Source organism: Micromonospora sp. NPDC005367 (assembly GCF_040606825.1).
Lineage (GTDB): Bacteria > Actinomycetota > Actinomycetes > Mycobacteriales > Micromonosporaceae > Micromonospora.
Genome location: NZ_JBEXFP010000043.1, coordinates 34,410 through 57,993, shown reverse-complemented (window position 1 = coordinate 57,993; position 23,584 = coordinate 34,410). Strand labels below are relative to the sequence as shown.

At 72.3% G+C, this 23,584-nt stretch carries 22 protein-coding genes and 2 tRNA genes; 8 read left to right on the top strand and 16 right to left on the bottom strand.

From position 1 onward, the window contains the following. Positions 1-57: 57 nt before the first annotated feature. The 3 genes from ABZS42_RS24845 to ABZS42_RS24835 form a co-directional block, all read right to left on the bottom strand. Entirely contained in the window at positions 58-756 is a 699-nt protein-coding gene (locus ABZS42_RS24845) for a hypothetical protein (RefSeq protein ID WP_355149092.1), read from the bottom strand. A 215-nt stretch (positions 757-971) separates the two neighbouring features. Further along, entirely contained in the window at positions 972-1,661 is a 690-nt protein-coding gene (locus ABZS42_RS24840; RefSeq protein ID WP_355149090.1) for a LysE family translocator, read from the bottom strand. Beyond that, complete coding sequence (locus ABZS42_RS24835) at positions 1,658-2,404, bottom strand: phosphodiesterase (protein ID WP_355149088.1); 747 nt, start codon at positions 2,402-2,404, stop codon at positions 1,658-1,660. The genes ABZS42_RS24840 and ABZS42_RS24835 overlap by 4 nt, the downstream gene beginning before the upstream one ends. Before the next feature lie 96 nt (positions 2,405-2,500). Between ABZS42_RS24835 and ABZS42_RS24830 the strand changes: the two genes are divergently transcribed. The 6 genes from ABZS42_RS24830 to ABZS42_RS24805 all read left to right on the top strand — a co-directional run bounded on the left by ABZS42_RS24830 (position 2,501) and on the right by ABZS42_RS24805 (position 8,392). Further along, a complete protein-coding gene (locus tag ABZS42_RS24830; RefSeq protein WP_355149086.1) occupies positions 2,501-3,103 on the top strand; it encodes an ABATE domain-containing protein in 603 nt (200 codons plus the stop codon). Positions 3,104-3,449: 346 nt separating this feature from the next. Continuing rightward, on the top strand, positions 3,450-4,940 hold the full coding sequence (locus ABZS42_RS24825) for a DHA2 family efflux MFS transporter permease subunit (RefSeq protein ID WP_355149084.1): 1,491 nt from the start codon (positions 3,450-3,452) through the stop codon (positions 4,938-4,940). Positions 4,941-5,093: 153 nt separating this feature from the next. Then, on the top strand, positions 5,094-5,375 hold the full coding sequence (locus tag ABZS42_RS24820; RefSeq protein WP_355149082.1) for an FmdB family zinc ribbon protein: 282 nt from the start codon (positions 5,094-5,096) through the stop codon (positions 5,373-5,375). A 90-nt stretch (positions 5,376-5,465) separates the two neighbouring features. Continuing rightward, the gene (gene fmdA, locus ABZS42_RS24815; RefSeq protein WP_355149080.1) at positions 5,466-6,719 is read left to right on the top strand and encodes a formamidase; all 1,254 of its coding nucleotides are present in this window, start codon (positions 5,466-5,468) and stop codon (positions 6,717-6,719) included. A 199-nt stretch (positions 6,720-6,918) separates the two neighbouring features. Then, positions 6,919-7,290, top strand: a complete 372-nt coding sequence (locus ABZS42_RS24810) for a UBP-type zinc finger domain-containing protein (protein WP_355149078.1) — start codon at positions 6,919-6,921, stop codon at positions 7,288-7,290. A gap of 121 nt (positions 7,291-7,411) precedes the next feature. Then, positions 7,412-8,392, top strand: coding sequence for a GNAT family N-acetyltransferase (locus ABZS42_RS24805; RefSeq protein WP_355149076.1), 981 nt, complete (start codon positions 7,412-7,414; stop codon positions 8,390-8,392). 25 nt (positions 8,393-8,417) lie between these two features. On the opposite strand, the gene ABZS42_RS24800 is transcribed toward ABZS42_RS24805, so the two are convergent. From ABZS42_RS24800 to ABZS42_RS24790, 3 genes are all read right to left on the bottom strand, one after another. Next, a complete protein-coding gene (locus ABZS42_RS24800) occupies positions 8,418-9,617 on the bottom strand; it encodes an RtcB family protein (RefSeq protein WP_355149074.1) in 1,200 nt (399 codons plus the stop codon). A 35-nt stretch (positions 9,618-9,652) separates the two neighbouring features. Next, positions 9,653-9,726, bottom strand: a tRNA-Gly gene (locus ABZS42_RS24795). 29 nt (positions 9,727-9,755) lie between these two features. Continuing rightward, positions 9,756-9,827 (bottom strand) — tRNA-Glu (locus ABZS42_RS24790). A gap of 334 nt (positions 9,828-10,161) precedes the next feature. Between ABZS42_RS24790 and ABZS42_RS24785 the strand changes: the two genes are divergently transcribed. After that, the gene (locus ABZS42_RS24785) at positions 10,162-10,956 is read left to right on the top strand and encodes an alpha/beta hydrolase family protein (RefSeq protein ID WP_355149072.1); all 795 of its coding nucleotides are present in this window, start codon (positions 10,162-10,164) and stop codon (positions 10,954-10,956) included. An 84-nt stretch (positions 10,957-11,040) separates the two neighbouring features. Here the strand turns inward: ABZS42_RS24785 and ABZS42_RS24780 are convergent, their stop codons facing one another. The 7 genes from ABZS42_RS24780 to ABZS42_RS24750 all read right to left on the bottom strand — a co-directional run bounded on the left by ABZS42_RS24780 (position 11,041) and on the right by ABZS42_RS24750 (position 19,214). Then, positions 11,041-11,547: a DinB family protein gene (locus ABZS42_RS24780; RefSeq protein ID WP_355149070.1), complete on the bottom strand. Its 507-nt coding sequence runs from the start codon at positions 11,545-11,547 to the stop codon at positions 11,041-11,043. A 97-nt stretch (positions 11,548-11,644) separates the two neighbouring features. Further along, the gene (locus tag ABZS42_RS24775) at positions 11,645-12,475 is read right to left on the bottom strand and encodes a M15 family metallopeptidase (protein WP_355149098.1); all 831 of its coding nucleotides are present in this window, start codon (positions 12,473-12,475) and stop codon (positions 11,645-11,647) included. 96 nt (positions 12,476-12,571) lie between these two features. Continuing rightward, the gene (locus tag ABZS42_RS24770; protein WP_355149068.1) at positions 12,572-13,570 is read right to left on the bottom strand and encodes an acetylxylan esterase; all 999 of its coding nucleotides are present in this window, start codon (positions 13,568-13,570) and stop codon (positions 12,572-12,574) included. A 4-nt stretch (positions 13,571-13,574) separates the two neighbouring features. Continuing rightward, on the bottom strand, positions 13,575-15,941 hold the full coding sequence (locus ABZS42_RS24765; RefSeq protein ID WP_355149066.1) for a glycoside hydrolase family 3 N-terminal domain-containing protein: 2,367 nt from the start codon (positions 15,939-15,941) through the stop codon (positions 13,575-13,577). A gap of 107 nt (positions 15,942-16,048) precedes the next feature. Then, positions 16,049-16,915: a carbohydrate ABC transporter permease gene (locus ABZS42_RS24760; protein WP_355149096.1), complete on the bottom strand. Its 867-nt coding sequence runs from the start codon at positions 16,913-16,915 to the stop codon at positions 16,049-16,051. Next, on the bottom strand, positions 16,912-17,910 hold the full coding sequence (locus ABZS42_RS24755) for a sugar ABC transporter permease (RefSeq protein WP_355149064.1): 999 nt from the start codon (positions 17,908-17,910) through the stop codon (positions 16,912-16,914). The genes ABZS42_RS24760 and ABZS42_RS24755 overlap by 4 nt, the downstream gene beginning before the upstream one ends. After that, on the bottom strand, positions 17,907-19,214 hold the full coding sequence (locus ABZS42_RS24750; RefSeq protein ID WP_355149062.1) for an extracellular solute-binding protein: 1,308 nt from the start codon (positions 19,212-19,214) through the stop codon (positions 17,907-17,909). The genes ABZS42_RS24755 and ABZS42_RS24750 overlap by 4 nt, the downstream gene beginning before the upstream one ends. A 137-nt stretch (positions 19,215-19,351) precedes the next feature. On the opposite strand from ABZS42_RS24750, the gene ABZS42_RS24745 reads away from it, so the two are divergent. Continuing rightward, positions 19,352-20,428 (top strand): LacI family DNA-binding transcriptional regulator, encoded by a 1,077-nt coding sequence (locus ABZS42_RS24745; RefSeq protein ID WP_355149060.1) that lies wholly within the window; start codon positions 19,352-19,354, stop codon positions 20,426-20,428. Between the two features lie 131 nt (positions 20,429-20,559). On the opposite strand, the gene ABZS42_RS24740 is transcribed toward ABZS42_RS24745, so the two are convergent. The 3 genes from ABZS42_RS24740 to ABZS42_RS24730 all read right to left on the bottom strand — a co-directional run bounded on the left by ABZS42_RS24740 (position 20,560) and on the right by ABZS42_RS24730 (position 23,379). Further along, complete coding sequence (locus ABZS42_RS24740) at positions 20,560-21,330, bottom strand: peptidylprolyl isomerase (RefSeq protein WP_355149094.1); 771 nt, start codon at positions 21,328-21,330, stop codon at positions 20,560-20,562. Positions 21,331-21,603: 273 nt separating this feature from the next. Continuing rightward, entirely contained in the window at positions 21,604-22,866 is a 1,263-nt protein-coding gene (locus ABZS42_RS24735; RefSeq protein ID WP_355149058.1) for a serine hydrolase, read from the bottom strand. A gap of 93 nt (positions 22,867-22,959) precedes the next feature. Then, the gene (locus ABZS42_RS24730; protein WP_355149056.1) at positions 22,960-23,379 is read right to left on the bottom strand and encodes a protein-tyrosine phosphatase family protein; all 420 of its coding nucleotides are present in this window, start codon (positions 23,377-23,379) and stop codon (positions 22,960-22,962) included. Positions 23,380-23,584: the final 205 nt, after the last annotated feature.

Below are 23,584 nucleotides of genomic sequence, written 5' to 3'. Positions count from 1 at the left end.
GACCTCGCGGTGTTGCCCGTCGCGCTCGTCGCCGCGCTGGCCGTGGTCCTCGGCGGCTCAGGAACGCCGCTCGCGCTCCTGGGCGAGCCGCTCGTCGAGGCGACCCAGTTCGTAGATGGCGTTCAGATTCGTGGGAAGCCTGGTCACGTTCTCGGCGGTCTCCTCCGGCCCGGGTGGCACCGGCCCGCCGGGGGCCGCCACCGGGGCCGGGGCCGGGACGGCGGGCGCCTGACGTCGCCGCACCAGCAGGACCACTGGCAACGCCAGAACGCCGACGGCGAACAGCAGGGCGGCCCACCGCAGCACCGGGTCGGTCCGGACGACGGTCGGCACCGCGAGACGATCCGAGGTGGACGGTGTCACGCCAGGCGGGCCGGCCGGTTGCGGCACCACCGTCACCACGACGCTGGGCGCCTGGCCGCCACCAGGGCGTACGACCCGGCCCGGGACGCCACCGGGAGCGTTCGTCGGCGCCCCACTGGGCGCGGCCGCCGAGGGGGCGAGCGAACCCGGCGTGGGAATCGACGTGGCGGACGGGCCGGGCGTCGTGGGCGCCGCGGACGGTGGATCGGATGGCGGACTGGACGGCGGGACGGACGGCGCGTCATCGTCGCCGGCGCCCAGCAGCCCGTCGACGAGGCTTCCGAGGCCGCCGACCAGACCGCCGAGCAGACCGCCGGGCACCGAAGGGGACGGCGACGGCTCCGGCGCGGGCGCCATCGCGAGAGTCAGGGCGAGCGCGGCCACCACACGCATGGGTTCACCTCGGAAGGGGTCGATATGGGAGGCACGGTACCGCACGTCGCGGCTGTCCGGTTCCCCCCGTCCGGGGACTCGTCCACCTCCGTCCTGCCGGCCTGCGCGGTGGCCGCCGGCGCCCGCCGTGTCCGTCCGGTCAGGACGGCAGGCATCGACGCGGGGCCGGATCGCAGCCGTATGCGCTACGAGCTGGCCGGGGCGAAGTCGGGCGCTCAGGCCACGGCGCTTCGCACGCCGAGACCGACCAGGATCGCGCCGGCCAGCCGATCGAGCAGGCGACGGGCGGTGGTCGTACGCAGCAGCTTGGCGGCAGCGCCGGAGAGGACGGTCCAGCCGGCCAGCCAGCAGGTGTGCAGGGTGGCATGCCCGGTGGCGAGGAGCAGCATCGGCGCGAGCACCGGCCGGTCCGGGTCGAGGAACTGCGGCGCGAGGGTGAGGTAGACGGCGGCCGCCTTGGGATTGAGCACGTTACCGAGCAGTCCCTGCAGGTAGGGATGGTTCACCTGCCACGGCAGCCGGGGCAGGCGGCTGCGTGCCGAGCGGGACGCTGTCGCGTCGTCCTGTGCCGCGGCCGGCGGGCGGTGCCCGGGACGTGCCGACGAGGCGCGACGGGCCGCGGACCGGAGCAGCCAGAGTCCCAGCCCCACCAGGTACGCGGCGCCGACCAGCTTGACCGTCCAGAACGCCCGCGACGAGGCGAGCACCAGCGCGGCGAGCCCCGCAGCGGCCAGTGCCGCGTGGGCGTAGAGCCCGGTCACCGTCCCGAGAATCACCCACCAGCCCGGCCGGCGCCCGCCTGCGGTGACCCGTGAGACGACCAGGGTGAGGCTCGTGCCGGGGGCCAATGTGATCGGTGCGACGGCGACGAGGAAGCCGAGCAGCGCCACACCCGGCACGCTCACACCACCACCCGGTAGTGGGTCGTGAACAGCCCCGCGTCGTCGTACACGTGGAACGCGATCCCGGGCGGCTGCGCCTGGGTGGTCAGGCGTCCCTCCCCTTCCCACGGCATGCGCAGGGACGAGACGACCCCCGGCGCGATCCGCAGGGGGCGGCCGGCGAAGGTGCTCGCCGCCGGAGTGTGGAAGTGCCCGGTCAGCACGGCGACGACCTGCGGGTGGGCGGCGACCAACTCGGCCAGGGGCTCGGCGGGCAGCAGCCGCGTCGGGTCGATCACCGGATGGTGCAGGGCGACCGGCGGGTGGTGGAACGCGATGAACGTCGGCGCGTCGGCCGGCACGGAGTCCAGCTCGGCGGCGAGCCACTCCATCGTCTCCGCGTCGAGGTGACCGTCGTCGGACCCCGGGACGGTGGAGTCGGCGAGCAGGAAGACGGCTCCGGCCACGTCGTGCCGGGTGTTGATCGGGCCGGTCGCGCCGGAGTCGTCACCGAGCAGACCCTTGCGGTACGCGGCGCGCACATCGTGGTTTCCGGGGCAGACGAGGACCGGCGTCGGGGAGGCGAGCAGGCGCGCGGCGAGCATGTACTCCGCCACCTCGCCGTGGTCGGCGATGTCACCGGTGACCAGGATGGCGTCGACCGGCCGTGGCAGTCCGTTCAGGTGGTCCATCACGCGGGCGGTCCGCTCGGCCGACCGCGGATGGCTGTCCAGGTGGGTGTCGCTGAGGTGAGCGATGACGAGCACTGGCCGCTCCCTAATGTCTAGCTGCATCTGAAGCGTTAGGGACGCTACAGTTGATCTCGCCGGAGGCGCAAGCCGGCCCCGAACCGGAGGAGAAGGATGGAACAGCACGTCGCGCTGGCGCTGGCCGGCACGATCCGGCACGACGGCGACGGCGGGGTGGCCGACGACCTCGACGACGTCACCGGGCTGGCGACGTGGCTACGCGAGAACGCCACCTCGCTGCGGCCGTACGCCGGCGACCTGGACGCCCTAGACGTCGCCGACGAGCGCACCCGGCGGGACGTCGTGGCGCTGCGCCGGGCGGTGCGCAGCCTCTTCGCGCAGGCCGTCCGGCCCGGCCCGCCCAGCCGGGCCGACTCCGCGGCCCTGCTCCCCCCGCAGGAGGCCGTCGACCGGCTCAACGAGGCAGCCGCGGCGGTGCCGGTCTCCCCGGTGCTGACCTGGGCGCCGGATACCGCCCCCACGCTCGGCTGGCGGGGCGGAGTCACCAACGTCCGGCTGCGCCTCGTCGCCGGACTCGCCCGGGCCGCCGCGGAGTTCCTCACCGGTCCGGCCCGCGAACGCCTGAGGGCCTGCCCCGCTCCGCGTTGCGTGCGCTACTTCGTGCAGGAGCATCCACGCCAGGCGTGGTGTAAACCCTCGTGCGGCAACCGCGCCCGGGTCGCCCGTCACTACCGCCGCCAGACCGCCGAGCGGTAGGCGGCCTCCCCCGGCACCGCGGCGACCCGCCTGTTACGCCCCCGCCAAGCTGCCGTAGCGGCCAGGGTGAGCCTGCCGGCGTGATGGCGCCGGTGCCGCCCGACGCCCCTCCCGCCCACGTTGGCCGGGCCCGGTGATCCGACCGGGGACGGATCTCCGAAGCCGCTGCGCGGACCGGATCCCCGCGGCTAGCGTCTGACGCGAAGAGTTTTCGCGGAGATGGGGCGGGCGGATTCGGCAGCCGGACACGGGCCCGCGCGGGCCGGACGGCGGGCGCCGCCGATCGTCCCGGCGCGACCGTCCCGACGTTCAGAGCCGGTACCGAGTCCGCACGGAAGGCTTCGCCATGCCCGCAACGAGCTCGACCAGCCCTGGCGCGCCCGACGCCGAGGCGGAGACCGGCGGGCACCCGAAGCGTTGGGCCGCGCTGGCGGTCATCGCGATCGCGCAACTGATGGTGGTGTTGGACGCCACCATCGTGAACATCGCGCTCCCCCACGCCCAGGCCGACCTCGGCATCAGCGACGCCAACCGGCAGTGGGTAGTGACCGCGTACACGCTGGCGTTCGGTGGGCTGCTGCTGCTCGGCGGCCGGATCGCCGACTACTGGGGCCGCAAACGCGCCTTCATCGTCGGGACGGTGGGCTTCGCGCTCGCCTCCGCCATCGGCGGTCTCGCCGGCGACGGCGCGATGCTGTTCGGTGCCCGCGCCCTGCAGGGCGCCTTCGGCGCGCTGCTCGCGCCGGCCTCACTGGCGCTGCTCACCGTCCTGTTCACCGAGACCCGGGAACGCGCCAAGGCGTTCGCCGTCTACGGTGCGATCGCCGGTGGCGGCTCGGCCGTCGGCCTCCTGCTCGGCGGCGTGCTCACCGAGTACGCCAGCTGGCGTTGGTGCCTGCTGGTCAACATCCCGGTCGCCGCCGTGGCGCTGATCGCCGCGCTTCCGCTGGTCCCCGAGAGCCGGGCGCACGGCGACACCCGGTACGACGTACCCGGCGCGCTGGTGGTCACCGCCGGCCTGGTGAGCCTGGTGTACGGCTTCACCCAGGCCGCCGAGGACGGCTGGACCGCGGCTCCGACCCTCACGTTCATCGTGGTCGGCGTGGCGCTGCTCGCCGTGTTCGTACTCATCGAGCTGCGCACCAGGAATCCACTGCTGCCGATGCGGATCCTGCTGGACCGCAACCGTGGCGGGGCGTACCTCGCCTCCGCGCTCATCGGCGCGGGTCTGTTCGGGGCGTTCCTGTTCCTGACGATCTACCTGCAGACGGTGCTCCGCTACACGCCGTTGGAGGCCGGGCTCGCCTCCCTACCGGTCACCGCCGGCGTGCTGCTCGCCGCGGGCGGCGCCAGCCAGCTGCTGCCCCGCATCGGCGCCAAGCCGCTGATGCTCGGCGGCGCGGTGCTCGCCGCGGCGGGCATGGTGGCGCTCACCCAGGTGGACGTGGACACCCCCTTCGTCGCCCTCCTGCTGCCCGCCCAGATCGTCCTCGGCCTCGGGCTCGGCTTCACGTTCGTACCGCTGTCCAGCCTCGCCCTGTACGGGGTGCCCGAGCACGACGCGGGCGCGGCCAGCGCGACCCTCAACGCCACCCAGCAGATCGGCGGATCCCTCGGTACCGCGCTGCTCAACACGCTGTACACCAGCGCCGTCGCCGGCTACCTGGCGACCCGTACGCCGGATCCGATCGTCCAGGTCCGGGCGCTGCTGCACGGCTACTCGGTGGCCTTCGCCTGGGCCACCGGGCTGATCCTGCTGTCCGGCCTGACCACCCTGTTCCTGATCAGGGTGCGCCGGCAGGACGTGCCCACCGGCGGCCCGGCGCACCTGGGTTGAGCCGTGGCAACCCGGCCGGGCGATCGTCACCGTCACCCGATCGCGGCCGACCTCGCACGTTGGGCTGCGGCGCGCCCGGATGCGTCCGATTCTTGACCTGGCCGGCGCGGGTCCGCGCGGGCACCGAACGGCGGTGACGGGCGAGGAGACCGGGTGGCGACGTACGAGTACCGGTGCCCGCGTGACGGTGACTTCGAGGTGCGGCTCCCCCTCGGCCAGGCCGGGGCGTCGGTCAACTGCCCCGAGTGCCGGCAGCAGGCCGCCCGGGTCTGGTCCGCGCCGCCGCTGGCGCGGACGCCTCGCGCGCTCAGCGCGGCCCTCGACCGGGCCGCCCGGAGCGCGGAGACACCCGAGGTCGTGTCGGGTGTCCCGGGACGGCGGGCCGTGCCGGCCCCGCCGGTGCATCCGGCTCGCGCCCGGCTGCCCCGACTGTGACTCCACCGGCGGTCCAGCAGCCATGGGAACCCGCCGGCCCAGACCGAAGCTCACCACCGTGGCGGGCGGTGTGACGAAGGGAAGCGACTGATGCCCGAGGTCATCTTTGCCTTGGACTCGACGAAGCGGTTCACCGAGCAGGAGAAGATCGGACACAACCGGTGGCATCCCGACATCCCGCCCGTCGCGACGGTCAAGCCGGGCGCGACGTTCCGGGTGCACTGCCGGGAGTGGTTCGACGGCGAGATCCACAACGACGACTCCGCGGACGACGTGCGCGACGCGCCGCTGTCCATCGTGCACGCACTGAGCGGCCCGTTCGCCGTACAGGGCGCCGAACCCGGCGACCTGCTGTTGGTCGACATCCTCGACGTCGGGCCGATCCCGCAGGAGGATTCAGGTCCGCTCGCCGGCCAGGGTTGGGGATACACGGGGATCTTCGCCAAGCAGAACGGTGGCGGCTTTCTCACCGACCAGTTCCCCGACGCGTACAAGGCGATCTGGGACTTCAGCGGGCAGCGGGCGACGTCACGCCACATCCCCGGCGTCTCCTTCACCGGCATGATCCACCCCGGCCTGATGGGCACGGCGCCCTCCGCCGACCTCCTCGACAGGTGGAACCGGCGGGAGCGGACCTTGGCGGAGACGGACCCGGACCGGGTGCCGCCGCTGGCGCTGCCGCCGTTGCCGCAGGACGCGGTACTCGGCACGCTGACCGGGTCCGACTACGAACGGGCGGCCGCGGTGGCGGCGCGAACCGCGCCACCCCGGGAGAACGGCGGAAACCAGGACATCAAGAACCTCACCAAGGGATCACGGATCTTCTATCCGGTCTACGTGCCCGGCGCCAACCTCTCCGTGGGCGACCTGCACTTCTCCCAGGGCGACGGGGAGATCACCTTCTGCGGTGCGATCGAGATGGGCGGCTTCGTCGACCTGCACGTCGACCTGATCAAGGACGGGATGCGGACGTACGGGGTGACGGAGAACGCGATCTTCCTGCCGGGCAACAACAACCCGCAGTACTGCCAGTGGCTCGCCTTCTCCGGGATCTCGGTGACCCTCGACGGGCAACAGCGTTACCTCGACTCGCAACTGGCGTTCCAGCGCGCCTGCCTGCACGCCATCGACTACCTCACGAAGTTCGGCTACAGCCCGGAGCAGGCGTACCTGATCCTGGGCGCGGCGCCGATCGAGGGTCGCTTCTCCGGCGTGGTGGACATCCCGAACTCCTGCGCGACGGTCTACCTCCCCACGGAGATCTTCGATGTCGACGTCCGCCCCTCGGCGACCGGCCCGACCCGAGTCGCGCAGGGCGCGAAGGTGCCGAAGTCGACCTTCTGAGAACGGGACACCACGACCTGGTTGATGTCGAGCCGAACAAGACAGGCCGGGAACGCCGTCGGCCAGGACACAACGCGAGGGGGGCGCGATAGCGGCCGGCGCCGCCGAGTGCCAGACTCCGAGACCGGCGACCGGGTGGACACTTACGGTTCAGCTGCGACCGAGCATCCGGGAGCCATGGAGGGGAAGGGACGGCGCTGTGAGTGACCATTCCGAGCCGGCGGAGGCGACCGCGGCGATCGATCCTGCCGCCCTGCCGAGCGGCACGGGCTGCCTGGAGTGCGAGTCCACCGGCGGCTGGTGGTTCCACCTGCGCCGCTGCGCGGCCTGCGGGCACATCGGCTGCTGCGACTCCTCGCCCAGCCAGCACGCGACCGCGCACGCCGCCACGACCGGCCACCCGATCATCCAGAGCTTCGAGCCTGGCGAGTCCTGGTTCTGGGACTACTCCAACGACCAGTTCTACAAGAACGGGCCCGCGTTGGCCGAGCCGAGTTCGCACCCGCTCGACCAGCCGGCGCCCGGTCCGCGTGGCCGGGTACCCGCCGACTGGCAGACCCGGCTGCACTGACCCACGCCGCTCGGCGCACCGCGGCCGCCCGAGCCGGAGTACCGCTCGGGCGCCCGGCGGCCACGCGGCGTGGCAAAGATCATTGTTGGCCGCGCGGACAGGCCGGGTAGCTTCCGACCACGTGACATCACCGAACGCGCAGGCGGCAGCCACGATCCGCGCCATGCGCCACGACGACCTCACCGCCACCGCCGATCTGCTGGTCCTCAGCGCGGGCGACGACAAGCGGCACCGGCTGCTGGAGCGGCTGGCCAGCACGGACGCCGACGAGATCCACCACGCCATCGTCGCCGAGCGGGCCGGCGTGATCGTCGGCGCCGGAAAGATCATCACCGAGCCGGCCTGGCCGGGCACCGTGGCCGCGCTGGTGGCCGTCGCCCCACACGAGCGCGGACGCGGGATCGGCACCGCGCTCGCGGACGAGTTGGCCACTTGGGCGCGGAGCAACCTGGGCCGCCAGCACGTGGTGACCAGCACGCTCAGGGACGACCTGGAGCGCGGCCGGGAATTCGCCGCACGGTACGGCCTGACCGTCACGCACCACAGCGTCGGCTGGCGCTTCGATCTGGCCGGGCGCGGCGACGAGCTGACGGAGCGTGCGGCACGCGGCGCGGACACCGCGGGAGTGCGCGTCCGCGTCGCCGACTTCTGGGCCGAGGAGGCGATGGTCCTCGACTGCATCACCCGCAGCCTGCCCGGCCTGCCGGTACCCGGCGCCGAGGATCAGGACGTCGACGTCTCGCAAGCCCATCGGCTGTTCACCGACGACGCGGTCGTGCTGCTGGCCGAGCCACGTGACGTACCCGGATCCCCGCCGTGCGGACTGACCATCGTCACGCCCCAGGGCGACGGCAGCGACTGGTACACCGTCTACACCGGCGTTGCGGTCGACCATCGCGGCCGAGGAGTGGCCACGGCCCTGAAGGCCGCCGCCCTGCGGGAGGCCCACCGGCGCGGCGCGACCGCGGTGAGCACGCACAACGACGACGGAAACGAGGCGATCCTGCGTACGAACCGCACGTTCGGGATGCAGCCGAGCGTCGGCTACTGGAGCCTGACTCGCCGGGACGACATCCGCGACGACCGACGCCGGAACGGGTGACGGCCCAACGACCGCCACCCGCGCCTCAACCCTTCACGCACACCACCTGCTTGAGGTGAGCGACCACCTCGACCAGGTCCTCCTGCTGCGCCATCACCTCGGTGATGTCCTTGTACGCGCCGGGGATCTCGTCCACCACCCCGGCGTCCTTGCGGCACTCCACACCCTGCGTCTGCGCCGCGAGGTCGTCGGTGCTGTAGGTGCGCTTCGCCTGCGCCCGCGACATCCGCCGCCCCGCCCCGTGCGAGGCCGAGCAGTACGCGTCCGGGTTCCCCTTCCCGCGCACGATGTACGACCCGGTGCCCATCGAACCCGGGATGATGCCCAGATCGCCCCGGCCGGCCCGGATCGCACCCTTGCGGGTCACCAGCACGTCCACCCCGCCGTAGCTCTCCTCCGCCACGTAGTTGTGGTGGCAGGAGATCGGCTCGTCGTAGCGCACCTGCGGGAACCGGTTCCGCACCACATCGCAGAGCACCGCCAGCATCACGGCCCGGTTTCGGCGCGCGTACTCCTGCGCCCACCAGAGATCCCGGCGGTACGCATCCATCTCCGGCGTACCGGCGAGGAAGACCGCGAGGTCCCGGTCGGGCAGGTCGGCGTTGTGCGGCAGCCGGCGGGCGACCCCGATGTGCCGTTCGGCCAGCTCCTTGCCGATGTTGCGGGACCCGGAATGCAGCATCAGCCACACCCGCCCCTCGTCGGCGCCGCCCTGCTCGAGGCAGACCTCGATGAAGTGGTTACCGCCGCCGAGCGTGCCGAGCTGCCGCTGCGCGCGGACCTCCAGCTGCGCCACCCGGCGGTCGAGGTCGGCGAACCGCCGCCAGAAGTCGTCCCATCCGCCCTGTTCCAGGCCACGTACCCGCCGCGGATCGACGGCCTTATCCCGCTTCGCGAAGCCGACCGGGATCGCCGCCTCGATCGCCGAACGCAGCCCCGCGAGGTCGTCGGGCAGGTCGGCGGCGGTCAGCGAGGTACGCACGGCCGACATCCCGCAGCCGATGTCCACGCCGACCGCTGCCGGTGAGACGGCCTGCCGCATCGCGATCACCGAGCCGACCGTGGCGCCCTTGCCGAAGTGGACGTCCGGCATCACCGCGACGCCCTCCACCCAGGGCAGCGTCCCGATGTTGCGCAGCTGCTTCGCCGCCTGCGGCTCGATGCCGTACGGGTCGGTCCAGACCCGTACCGGCGCGCGGGTGCCGACCAGCGTGTTGAAACCCATCGAATTCTCCTGGTCTCGTTATCGATTCGACTCGGAGCGGCTGGCCGGATTCGAACCGGCGACCTTCACCGTGGCGAGGTGACGCGCTGCCGGGCTGCGCTACAACCGCGATACCGTGCGCCGCTCGGTGCCGACGCGTAGGCCGTACGGGATTCGAACCCGTGACCTCCCGGGTGAGAACCGGGCGAGCTTCCGCTGCTCCAACGGCCCGTGCCCGGGCGGGTGACCCCCCGACCCGCCCGGTGCCGGGGCCACGGACGACAAAGCCGCCCGGACCCCGGCGGGGTGGGCGGCTGCGCGTGTACGCGGGCGCGTCAGTCGCGCCGCCTCCCCCGATGCCGGCCCTCCACGAACCGGCCCCGGCCCAGAGCCTTCTCCCCTGTGGACAGCCACGCGCCGCCGTCCGGCGTGAGCCGCGTGGCTCGGGTGTTGGTACGTGGCGACACGACGTACTCCCTCGGACCGATCGGTTGACCTTGCGGGAACGACGGTAGGCCGACCGTGGGCGGGCTGCAATCGGTATTACCGGCTACCGTCGACGAACGTGGCCCTGATGCGTGTTGACTTCTACTCCGAGGTGCTCACCCTCAGCACCTCGATGACCGTGATCCTGCCGCAGCGCACGTCGTCGCAGATCGGCATGTCCGGCGGTGCGACCGCCGGCGATCCCCCGGTGCTCTACCTGCTGCACGGGCTCACCGACGACGACACGATCTGGCTGCGCCGCACCTCCATCGAGCGGTACGTGGCACCGCTCGGACTGGCCGTGGTGATGCCCCAGGTCGCCCGAAGCTTCTACACCGACGAGGCGCACGGCAACCGGTACTGGACCTTCCTCAGCGAGGAACTGCCGCAACTGTGCCACTCCTTCTTCCGGATCTCGCAACGCCGGGAGGACACGTTCGTCGCCGGCCTGTCGATGGGTGGCTACGGCGCGGTGAAGTGGGCGCTACGCGACCCGGGACGGTTCGCGGCAGCGGCGGCGCTCTCCGGCGCCCTCGATCTCGCCCATCGGCGGCAGCACCCGACCAACCCGATCAACCCGGAGGTCTGGCACACCGTCTTCGGCGGCCGCCCCGTCGCCGGCACCGACGACGACACCATCGCACTGCTGGACCGGGCGGGCGAGGAGAACCCTGAACCTCCCGCGCTCTACGTCGCCTGTGGCACCGAGGACTTCCTGTACGAGGACAACCAGCACTTCGTCGCCGCCGCCAGGGATCGAGGTGTGCCGCTCACCGTCGAATTCTCCCCGGGCGGCCACGACTGGGGTTACTGGGACAGGAAGATCCAGGACGTGCTCGCCTGGCTGCCGTTGCCGGGAACCAGCACGGCCTGAGACGTCCGGACGATCGCCACCGCGCGGCGGCACCGCACCGGCGGCGCGCACCTGCCCGCCGGGGCGGCGCGGACCGCTGACCGGTCAGGCGCCGACGGTGCCGTCGATCGCCTCGCGTAGCAGGTCGGCGTGCCCGTTGTGGCGCGCGTACTCGTGGATGAGGTGCAGCATCACCAGCCGCAGCGACACGTCCTCGCCCCAGCGGGCGTTGTGTGCGGTGACGTCCAGCGACTCCGCCGCCCGCTCGATCCGCCGGGAGTGCTCGACCTCCTGCTGCCAGGCGGCGAACGCCTCCGCCCGGGTCGACGAGCCGGCGTCGTACGCCACCTGGTAGTCGCCGCTGTCCGACCAGAGCAGCGGGACGTCCTCGGCGTTGATGACCTTCCGGAACCAGGTCCGCTCGACCTCGGCCATGTGCCGGACCAGCCCGAGCAGGGAGAGCGTCGAGGGCGGCGACGACTGCCGCCGCAACTCCTCGTCGCTGAGGCCGTCGCACTTCATGGCCAGCGTCGCCCGGTGGTAGTCGAGGAACGCCCGCAGCGTCTCCCGCTCCCCACCGGTCAGCGGCGGCCCGATCCGCTCCGTCGTCACTGCCCGCTCCCCTCTCCGTGACGCCCGCGCCGGCACCGGCCGCGGGCTGCGCCGGTAGGCGCCGGAGAGGATCATGCCCGACCCGCCGGTGGGCCGCTCACCCGACCGACGAGCGGGCCACCGGGGCGTCGAAGAAGGTGTCCGGGTACGGCTCGTCCACGAAGCTGTAGTGCCACCACTCGCCGGGGTAGTTGACGAACCCGGCGTCGGTCATCAGCCGTTCGAGCAGCATCCGGTTCGCGCGAGCCGGGCCGCTGACACCCGGTGCGGCCGTCCGCGCCAGCGGGTCGAAACAGTCGAAGCCGGTACCCATGTCGATGCTGTTGTCCGGGAACCGCTCGGCGCGCGGCGCGGTGCAGGACAGCAGCGGCTGGCCGGGCCTGAACGGCGGCTGGTCGGCGGGCGGCTCGGCAACCAGCGTCAGGTCCATCGTGCTGCCCCGGCTGTGCGCGGTGGGCGCGCCGATGTACCCCTCCGCGAACAGCCGGGACTTCTCCACGTGCGGGTAGAACTCGGCCTTGCTCCGCTGCTCGCCGGGGCGCTTGGACCACGCGACGAAATCGTTCACGGCCGGCACCGGGCGGTAGCAGTCGTACACCTTGAGGCTGTGCCCACCGGCCAGCGCGGCGTCCTGCACCCGGCGCAGCGCCTCCGCCGCCCGCCGGGTCAGCAGGCACAGCGGCTCCCGGTAGCCGGTGATGGGCCGACCGACGAAGTTGTGTGGGCTGGCGTACCGGATGTCGGTGCGGACACGCGGATCGACGTCGCCGAGCACCACGAAGCCGGGCAGCCCCGGCCGGCCGGTGGCGGACGGCGGGACGCTGCTCGGTCGCGGGCCGGTCGGCGAGGGCTGCGGAGCCGGAGGCGTCGGCGCGGGCTGCGGCTGCGACCGGCTACAACCGGTCAGCAGCACGCCGACCGCGAGCAGTGCGGCGGTGAGCCGGGCCGGGGGTCGGCGCGACCGGTGCCGGCTCGTCGCCCGACCGCACCACACCGCCCCCGACCTGCGCACCCGTCCTGTCTATCAGCCTCCACCGGCCCCCGGTGCGAGGTCGGTGTCGTCGGCCAGGTGCTTTCCGAGGAACCGCAACGCCGCCTCGTCGTCCTCGATGCCACCCGCCTCGTGGCCGTTGTAGCGCCACACCGACAACTCGGTCGGCCCGGCGTGCGCGTTGACGGCGGCGAACACGGTCGACGGCGGCACGATGTCGTCCATCAACGCCACCGAGTACCGCGCCGGGAGGTGGCAGCGGCGGGCGAAGTTCACCCCGTCGACGTACGCCAGCGTGTTCAGCACCCGATCCTCGGCGTCCCGGTGGACGGCCAGGTAGTCACGCACCTCCCGGTACGGGCGGGCGTCGGTGACCACGATGGCGCGCGGGATGTCGCAGAGGAACGGCACTCCGGCGACGACCGCCCGCAGGTCGGGCACGAGCGCGCCGACCGCGAGCGCCAGGCCACCGCCCTGGCTGTGCCCGAGCACCGCGACCCGCTCCGGGTCGACCGCCGGCAGGGCCCGGGCGGCGTCGACCGCCCGGACCGCGTCGGTGATCAGACGCCGGTAGTAGTAGGTGCGCGGATCCGCGACGCCCCGGGTCATCACCCCGGGCACCTCCGGGCCCGCCGGGGCGGGGTCGGGGGTGTCGCCCCGGCTCCACCCCGAGCCCTGCCCGCGGGTGTCCATCTGCAGGTGCGCGTACCCGGCCGCGGCCCAGAGCAGGTTCTCCAGCGGGTGGCCCCGCCCGCCGCCGTAGCCGGCGTACTGGACGACGGTCGGCAGGGCCGCCCCGGCACCGCTGGGCACCCGCAACCAGGCCCGGACGGGCTGGCCGGCGAAGCCGGGAAGCGTCACGTCGTACACGTCGATGCCGGCCAGGTCGGTCGGCACCGGCTCGACCCGGACGGCGAAGCCCGCCGACCGGGCCTCGGCCAGCGTGTCCGCCCAGAACCGGTCGAAGTCCTCCGGGTTCCGCACACCGCTGCGGTGGGCGCGCAACCGCTCCTCGGGCAGGTCGGTGTACACCCGGTCAGCCTTCGACCGGCGTGACCGTGAAGCGCGGATGCATCCGCCTGGTGTGGTCGACGTACCGGACCGGCCCGCGCAGCTCCACCGGCGCCACCAGCCGCGCGTCGGTGCTCGACGCCGCCAGTCGCAGCTCCAGGCCGCCCGGCTCGACCACCCGCCGCCCGTCCCGTCCGGTGAACGAGAACAGGTCGGCCGGCACGGTCACCGCGATCCGGCAGGAGGCGCCCGGTTCGAGGGACACCCGCTGGTAGCCGATCAGCCGCTGCACCGGCTGCACCACCGACGCGACCGGGTCGTGCGCGTACACCTGAACCACCTCGCTGCCCCACCGGTCGCCGGCGTTGCGCAGCGTGAAGCTCAGCGCCAGCTCGCCGTCGGTCTGGGCCACCTTCCTCTCGACCACCAGCTTCGACCAGTCGAACCGGGTGTAGCTGAGTCCGTGCCCGAACCCGTACGCCGGGCTCGGGTCGAGGTTGGAGACGTCGCTGACCTGCCCGAGCCGGGCGGTGAGGTACGGGCCGGGCTGCGCGTACGGGCGGCGGGGCACACTGATCGGCAGCCGCCCCCGCGGTTCGACCCGGCCGCTGAGCACCCCGGCGATCGCCGGGGTCCCCTCCTCACCGGGGAAGAAGGACTGCACGATGGCGGCGGCCTCGTCGACCGCGCGCCCCAGCGCGTACGGCCGGCCGGCGATCATCGTGACGACCACCGGCGTCCCGGTATCGAGCAGCGCGTCGAGCAGTTGCCCCTGTACGCCGGGCAGGGCCAGCGACTCGGCGTCGCAGCCCTCGCCGCTGGTGCCACGGCCGAACAGCCCGGCCCGGTCGCCGAGGGCAGCGATCACCAGGTCGGCGCCACGGGCGGCCCGGACGGCCGCCGCGATCCCGTCCGTCTCGGGGCCGTCGATGCTCACGCCGGTCTCGACCACCACCGTGCTGGACGGGAACTCGGCGCGCAGCGCCTGCGCCAGGGTCGGCAGCTCGATCCCGACCGGCACCTGCGGGTGGCGGGGACCGACGTGCAGCGGGAAGGAGTAGCAGCCGAGCACCGCCGTGGAGTTCTCCGCCTGCGGCCCGATCACCGCGATCCGCGCGGGCGCGGCCAACGGCAGGATGTCCTCGTTGCGCAGCAGCACCACGGCTTCCTCGGCCACCTGCCGGGCCAGCGCCCGGTTGACCGGTGAGTCCAGGTCGACGCGGCCACGTAGCGTCTCCGGGTCGCTGAGGTCGACGCCGTCGAGTGCCGGGGGCACCGGAGACCACCCGGCGTCCAGGAGCCCGAGTTGACCCTTCTGCAACAGCACCCGACGCACCGCCCGGTCGATCAGCGCCTCCGGCACGTCGCCGGCGGCGAGCGCCGCGCGCAACGGCTCACCGAACGTCTTCACCGTGGGCAGCTCGACGTCCACTCCGGCGGCGAGTGCCGCACCGGCGGCCTCGCCCCAGCTGCCGGCAACCCCGTGCAGGGCGTGCAGGAACGCGATGCCGAAGTAGTCGGCGACCACCGTGCCGGTGAAGCCCCAGGTATCCCGGAGCAGGCCGGTGAGCAGCTGCTCGTCGGCGGCCGACGGTATCCCGTCGGTGTCGGTGTAGGCGTGCATCACCGAGCGGACGTCGCTCTCCCGTACCGCCATCTCGAACGGCAGCAGCATCACGTCGGCGCGTTCACGCGGACCCATGCCGACCGGCGCGTGGTTGCGTGCGGCCCGGGAGGCGGAGTAGCCCGCGAAGTGCTTGAGGGTGGCGACCACCCCCGCGGACTCCAGCCCCTGGACGTACGCGGTGGCGACCGTGCCGACCAGGTACGGGTCTTCGCCGACGGTCTCCTCGACCCGACCCCACCGGGCGTCGCGGACCACGTCGAGCACCGGCGCGAGCCCCTGGTGCACGCCGACGCGGCGCAGGTCGGCGCCGATGGCCGCGGCCATCCGCCGGATCAGTTCCGGGTCGAAGGTGGCTCCCCAGGACAGCGGCACCGGGTAGGCGGTGGCGCCCCAGGTGGCGAAGCCGGCCAGACACTCCTCGTGCGCCAGGGCCGGAATGCCGAACCGGTTCGCCTCGACGATGCGCTGCTGGGTCCGCAGCAGCGAGAGCGCGCCGAGCGCCGGGTCCACCGGCGCGGTGCCGAACGGTCGGGTCAGCTGACCGAGACCGGTGGGCAGCAGCGCGTCGAGGTCGACCACTTCCTCCATCTCGTGCTGGTACGGCGCTACCTCGCCGCCGTCGGCCGAGGCGCCGACCCAGACGCCGTACAGCTGAGCGATCTTCTCCGGCAGGGTCATCGCGGCGACCAGCGCGTCGACGCGGGTGGCCAGGTCGTACGAGGGGTCGTTCCAGATGGCGATGCTTGGTTCGATGTCCACGGTCACTTGTCGGTCACTTTCCTCCGACGCCCATCGGCCCGGGCAGCGCTCGGTGGGCGTACAGGTAGACGGTCATGCTGTGTCTTCTCTTCCGCGGTTCGCCGGGCTGCTGCTCAGCCCTTGACCGCACCTTGCAGGCCGCCGACGATCTGCTTCTCGGCGAAGGTGAAGAAGAGAAGTGCCGGCAACATCGCCAGCGATGTGAAGGCGAGGATTCCGGCTGTGTCGGAGGTGTACTGGCTCGAGAAGTTCTGCACGCCCAGCGGCAGGGTGTGCAGGTCGGCATCGCCGAGGACGAGCAGTGGCAGGAGGAACGCGTTCCAGCTGGCCACGAACGCGAGGACCCCGACGGTGACGAGCGCCGGCCGCGACAGCGGCAGCATGATGCGCCACAGGAAGCCGAGCCGGCCGGCGCCGTCGATGGCGGCGGCGTCCTCCAGTTCGCGGGGGACGGCGGTGAGGAAGGGGCGCAGGATGACGATCGTGAGGGGCAGCGCGAAGGCGATCTGCGGAAGGATCACCGCGTAGTAGGAGTTGATGAGGGTCAGGTCGCGCAGCATCAGGTACAGCGGCAGGATCGCCGCGCCGGAGGGAAAGAGCAGGCCGAGGGTGAAGAAGGTGTAGAGGCCCTCACGCCCGCGGAAGGTGTAACGGGCGAGCACGAACGCCGCGCAGACGCCGAGCACCACGACGCCGACCGTGGTACCCACGGCGATCACCGCGCTGTTGAACGCCTGTTTCCAGAAGTCGCTCTGCGTCAGCACCCGGGCGTAGTTGTCCCAGACCCACGGGTCGGGCAGGCCGGCCGGGTCGGCGATGATCTGTGGGGTGGTGCGGAAACCGCCGATGATCACGTAGACCACCGGGGCGATCGACACGGCCGCGACCGCGAGGGCCAGCGCGTACGTGAGCGGGGTGCCCCACGCCACCGGGCGTCGGGTCACGGACGGGGACGGGGCGGGATGGACGGCCACTGTCAGTTCACCCTTCCGGTGACGGCGCCCTCGATGTCACGGCGGAGCAGGAAACGCTGGAACAGCAGCGCCACGACGAACGAGATGACGAACAGGATCACGGCGACCGCGTTGCCGTAGCCCCACAACCGGGCGAAGAAGCCGTTGTCCACCATGTACGTGGCCATGGTGGCCGAGGCGCCGAGCGACCGCACTGCGGGTACCGAGGTCACCCAGATGACCTCGAAGGCCTGCAGGGAACCGATCATCGAGAGGAACATCCAGATCCGGAACGTCGGCCCCAGCAGCGGGAGCATGACGTGGCGCTGGGTCTGCCACCAGCTCGCGCCGTCGATCGCGGCGGCCTCCGTCAGCTCCGGCGGTACGTTCGACAGACCGGCGAGCAGCAGGATGATGGCGAAGCCGACGTACTTCCAGGTGAGCACGAACAGCATCGTCCAGATGACGATGTCGAGGTCGGCGAGCCAGGCCCGTACCAGGCTGCCCAGCCCCAGCGACCGCATCAGCGCGTCGACCGTCCCGTTGTCGGTCAGCAGCAGCTTCCACATGATGCCGGCGGTGACTTCGGCGAGCACGTAGGGCACGAAGACGATCAGGCGGAACACGGCGCGGCCACGGAAACGTCGGTTCAGCAGCAGGGCCACGGCCAGCGCGATGGGACCTTGGACGACCAGCGAGCCGACCACGATGATGGCGTTGTTGCGCAGCGCGTCGAGGAAGATCGGGTCCTGGAAGGCGAGCACGTAGTTGTCGAATCCGACGTAGTCGGTCGGCGGTCCGATCCCACGCCAGCGGAACAGGCTGTAGTAGACCGCGAATCCCATCGGGACCAGCACGAACATCACGTAGACGATGACCGCGGGCAGGGTGAGCCCGATGATCTCGTACCACTTGCGCCGGGTCTGCGCGGCGCGGACGGATGAGCGCCTGGAGGGCCGTAGCCCCGCCGACGGCGCGTCCGCACCGCCGGCGGGGCTCAGGGTCGGGTTGGTGGAGGTCACTTCTTCGCGGCCGCCTTCATCGCGTCGACGACCTGCTCAGGCGTTCCCTTGCCGGCGAAGATCGCGACCACGGCGTTGTTCATCGCGGTGCCGACGGTGCTGCCGAACGCCGTGTCCAGCCAGAGCTGCACGTAGGAGGCGCCAGAGGTGGCCTCCAGGACGGACTTCAAGGCGGGATCCTTGACGGTGTCTCCGGCGGCCTTGCGGGCGGGCAGACCGGTACCGGTCTCGGCGTACCCCGTCTGCACCTCGGGGCTCACGATATACTTGAGGAACTCGACGCACTCGGCCGGGGCGTTCTTGGCGCAGGCGAATCCGTCGCCGCCGCCGAGAGCCGCCTTCGGGTCGCCGGCGGAACCGGAGATCGCCGGTACGGGGAACCAGCCGATGAACTTGCCGAGCGCCTCCCGGTCCTCGGCGACGGTGTCCAGGGTCCCCCGGTTCCATTCGCCCATGAGTTCCATCGCGGCCTTACCGTTGGCCAGCAGGCCGTTGGCGCTGGTCGGGTCGTTCTGCCCCGGGGTGGCGATGAAGTTCGGCTGGAACGGGTTGGTGGCGATGAAGGTCTGGAGATCCTGGCCCGCCTTGACGAAGCAGGGGTCGTCGAAGACGCGTTCGGTGGACGCCTTCTTGAGCGTGTCGACCGAGCAGGCGCGCAACGCGAAGTTGTACCACCAGTGCGCGGCGGGCCACTTGTCACCGGCGCCCAGCGCGATCGGGATGACGTTGATGGCCTTCAGCTTGGTGACCGCGTCGTTGAGTTCGTCGAAGGTGGCCGGCGGCGCCGCGATGCCCGCCTTCGCGAACATGTCCTTGTTGTACCAGACACCCTCGACGCCCATCCGGTACGGCAGCCCGTACTGCTTGCCGTCGACCTGCCAGATCTCGGCGACGCTACCGATGTCGGCGGCCTCCGTCTTGACCTGCTCGGTGATGTCCTTCAGGTAGTCGGCCTCCACCTGCTCCCGCATCTCACCGCCACCCCAGGCCTGGAAGATGTCCGGCGGGTCGTTGCTCAGCAGTGCGGCAGGCAGCCGGGTGCGCTGGAGCTGGTTGGTCTCGATCGACTCGATCTGGATCGTGACGGTCGGGTGGAGCGCGTTGAAGTCCTTGGCGACCTTCTCCCAGTAGGTCTTCAGCGGCCCGTCCTGCGAGGCGTTGTGCCACCAGGTCAGAGTCACCGGGTTCTTGTAGAGCTCGCTTTCGGCGGGGGCTTCGCTGTCGCCGCCGTTACACCCGGCGACGAGCAGTGCGGTGCTAAGGAATAGCGCCAGGCCGGCGGCCGCGCGGTGCTTCATCGCCATCGACACGTCTCCTCGACTAGCAGTGGCGGGAATCAGTGCGGCGAGTTTTACAGCCCCGTAACCGAGTGTCAACCGTTGTCGATAACGGTTTCGAAACCCTGACGAGGAACTTCGGGCGGCCCTCTATCATCGTCGGCGTGACCTTCCCGGAGCGTGTCAAAATGTCGGACGTGGCCCGTACGGCCGGCGTCTCGGTGGCTACCGTGTCGAAGGTCGTCAACAATCGCTACGGCGTGGCACAGGCGACCGTGGAACGCGTACGGCAGGTCATCCACCAGCTCGGCTACGAGGCCAGCCTGGGGGCGCAGAGCCTGCGCAGTCACCGTACGAACGTCCTGGGCATCCTGGTCGCCGAGTTCGAACCGTTCTCGACCGAGCTGCTCAAGGGCGCCTCCAAGGAGGTCACCGGCACCGGCTACCAGCTGCTGGCCTACTCCGGCGGCGACGGCGACGGCACCGCCATCGGCTGGGAACGACGCTCCCTGGCCCGCCTGTCCGGGACGCTCATCGACGGGGCCGTGATCGTCACACCGACCGTGGTCGAGACCAAGCAGGGCTTCCACGTGGTGGCCGTCGACCCGCACACCGGCCCCTCCGGCCTGCCCACCGTCGACTCCGACAACTTCGCCGGGGCCGTACTCGCGACCAACTACCTGCTGTCGCTCGGTCACCGCCGCATCGCGCACATCAGCGGACGCCCCGACCTGGAATCGGCCCGCCTGCGCGAGGCGGGCTTCCGCCGGGCCATGGCCGACGCCGGCGTGCCGGTGGACGAGAAACTCGTGCGCGTCGGCGGCTTCCGGATCGAGAGCGCTGCCGCCACGGCCGGGGAACTGCTCGCGCTCCCGGACCGGCCGACCGCCGTCTTCGCGGGAAACGACCTCTCCGCCATCTCCACAGTGGACGTAGCGCGCGGCGCGGGCCTCTCCGTCCCCGACGACCTGTCCGTCATGGGCTTCGACAACATCCCGGAATCGGCGCTGGTCAACCCGCCGCTGACCACCATCGCGCAGCCCCTGCAACGGATGGGCGCCGAGGCGCTGCGGCTGCTCATCGACCTGATCGGTGGCATCGAACGAGACTCGCACGTCCGGCTGCCGACCGAGCTGGTCGTCCGCGCCTCCTGCGCTCCAGCGCCCTCGATCCCACGACCGGCCCGGCCCCTGCCACCCGAGCCGCTGCAGGACGGGACCGAGCGCGGCACTGACGCATGAGCCGCTCTCGCGACGCCCTCATTCCCTCACCGCCGACAGGATGATCCCCACCCGGGCGGGCGTCGTGCCGGGCGATACCCCGATGGGGATCCCGACACTGCCGTGACCGGGACCCCCACCTCGACACGGTGTCAGTGGTGATGCCGTACGGCCTCGCGGATCTCCACCGGCAGTGCCGGCGCGCCGTCGACCGGTGCGGGATCCGCCTCGGTCGGAGCCACTCCCCCGGCCGCGATGCGATCCAGCGTGGCGAGCCCGGCCGCGTCCACCGAGCCGAAGACCGTGTAGCTGGGCCGCAGCGCCGAGTCGGCGTACACCAGGAAGAACTGGCTGCCGTTGGTGTCCGGACCGGCGTTGGCCATGGCGAGCGTGCCCCGGGCGTAGACCCGCCGCTCACCCGTCGGATCGGTCGGCGCGGGAGGCAGATCGGTCGGCAGCTCGTCGCGGTAGCGGTAACCCGGCCCGCCCGAACCGGTACCGGAGGGATCGCCGCACTGCAGGACGCTCAGTGTCGGGTACGTGGTCAGCCGGTGGCACGGTGTCCGGTCGTAGAAGCGGTGCCGGGTGAGGTGCAGGAAGCTCTGCACCGTGCAGGGCGCCGCCGCCCGGTCCAGGGTCAGCCCGATCGGCCCGTGGTCGGTGCGGAGCGTGACCCGCACCTGGCCCTTGTCCGGCGTACGGCGCGGGTCGGGCGGCAGCGGGACCGGCCGGACGGCCGGGTCGTCCGGCGTCGCCGTGTAGCCGCACGGCCCCGGTGTCGTACGGGGACCGCCGGGCGCGGCCGGCACGACAGCGGCGCCGGTCGCTGTCGTACGCGGACCGCCGGGCGCGGCGACCGCGGCGGTGGCGCCGGTTGCCGTGGCGGGCGCGGCGACCGCGGCGGTGGCGCCGGCGGCGACCATCGCGCCGGCGAGCAGGGCCGCACCGGCGAGACGGGGCAGCGTACGCCGGAGCCGACGCGGGGCCGGGGCGGGCAGCAGTCGAGGTTCACGCGACACGGGCATCCTCCTGGACTCGTGGTGCCGGAGCGACCGGAGTCTATGGATATCCGTCGGCGGTTGTCGATCCGGGCCGCGCCCCGGCGAGTCATCCGGTCCGCGCAGAAGCCGCGTGCCGCGCCGGTCGAGCCCGCCGCGCAGCTTCGCTCAGGTGGGGCATTGCGCGTGCAGCCCCGCTCAGGAGGCGTTCCGGCGTGCCGCGCGGCGGCGCCACGACAGGCCGGTCAGCAGAATGACGGTCGCCGCGGCGACGAGCAAACCCACCGACCACGACTTCGACATCCCACTGCCGACCGGTCCGCTCGCGGCGGCCGGCCGCGCCTCCGCGGCGGCCGCGGGCGGGGTCGGGTCCGGCGTGGGCGTCGCCCAAAGCTCCCCCGGCTCGACCAGCCTGCCCACCGTGGCCGTCCGGGGCAGCGAGAAGCCCCAGTCCAGCAGCGCCGCGCCCTGCTCCCAACCGCGGCTCGGCTGGGACTCGGCGCCCAGCAGTGTGGCGACCAGGCGACGGCCGTCGCGTTCGGCCGCGCCCACGTACGTGTGCCGGGCCAGGTCGGTGTAGCCGGTCTTGCCGCCCAACGCCCCGGGGTAGTCGAAGATGAGCTGATTCTCGTTCTGGATCTGGAAGCCCTTCGTCCGCTGCGCCGGTTGGGCGGGGATCCGGGCCACCTTGGTCAGCGCGTACCGCCGGAAGGTCGGGTCGGCGAAGCAGGCCCGGGCGATCAGCGCCAGGTCGTAGGCGCTGGTGAACTGCCCTCGCCCATCCAGTCCGGAGGGGGTGACCGCGTGGGTCTGGAGCGCGCCGAGGCGATGCGCGTACGCGTTCATCTCGCGTACCCCACCGGCCGCGCCGTCGGCGCCGCCGCCGAGCCGCGCCAGCACGTTGGCCGCCTCGTTGCCGGAGTTCAGCAGCAGCCCGAGCCAGACCGTCTCGACGGTGTACCGGCCGCCCTCGACGAGGCCGACCGCGGAGGAGCCGGGCTCGATGTCCATGTCCTCGTCGGTGACGGTGACGACCTGCTTCGGGTCGAGCCGGGGCAGCATCGTCGCGGCGAGGAGGAGTTTCTGCACGCTCGCCGGGGTGCCGTACTCGTGCGGGCCGCAGCCACCCAGCACCTGACCGGTGTCCAGGTCGGCGACGAGCCACGAGGTGGCGGTGATCCTGGGCGGTGCGGAAGCCTCGGGCGGTACGACCAGCCCCGCGGTGGCCAGCGCCGTACCTCCGACGGCGCGGTCCCGCGCGGCACCCGGCGGCGGGGAGGGACGCGCGGGCCGGGAGGCCGCCGGTGCCGCCGCCCGGGGGCACGGTACGGCCGGCGCCGCGCCCGCCTGGCCGGCACGCCCGGAGCGGGCGGTGGCGGACGGTGCCGCCGGAGCAGGGACAGCGACGCCGACGGTGAGCAGGGCGGCGGTCGCCGTGGTGGCCAGCAGCCGATCTCTCATGCCAGCACCCTAATCCCCAAAACGGGCAAACCATGGCTGGACGGTCACCCCCGTCCTCCCGGGTAATCGAAGATGGACGGCGGTACGTCGCTGTCACACGAGGTGGCGCAGCCACCGCCGCTGCCAGGGCGTCTCCACCGCCCGGGGCCGGTAGTTGGCGCGTACCCAGTCGACCACCTGCCCGGCGGGCATACCGTCGAGCACCGCGAGCGCGGCCAGGGCAGTGCCGGTACGGCCCTGGCCGCCACGGCAGGCAACCTCCACACGCTCGCCGCCATGCGCGCGACGCAATGCCTCACCCAGGGCGTCCAGCGCGTCGGCGCGGTCCACCGGAATCCAGAAGTCCGGCCACCGGATCCGCCGGTGCGGCCACGCCGGTGTCGGACCAGGAGCCAGCAGCAACGCGAAGTCCGCGGGGGACACCGCATCGGTGATTCGCCGCCCGCGTACGACCGCACCGCTCGGCAGTACGACGACGCCGGGCAGCTCCGCCCAGGACGACTCGACGCTCATCTCGCCATTCTGTCGTACCGGACAAGAGCCGGTAACGACAGCGCCGCCCCCGACCAGACGGTCGAGGGCGGCGCTTGGAGTGCCGGTGTGCAGGTCGCCTCGCGGCGAGTGGCGCAACGCGGCTCCAGCCGAACGGTATTCCGCGAAGGCATTTATTAGGTGAGGCCCGGGGACACTGGTCACACCGACACCCTGCACAACGTAC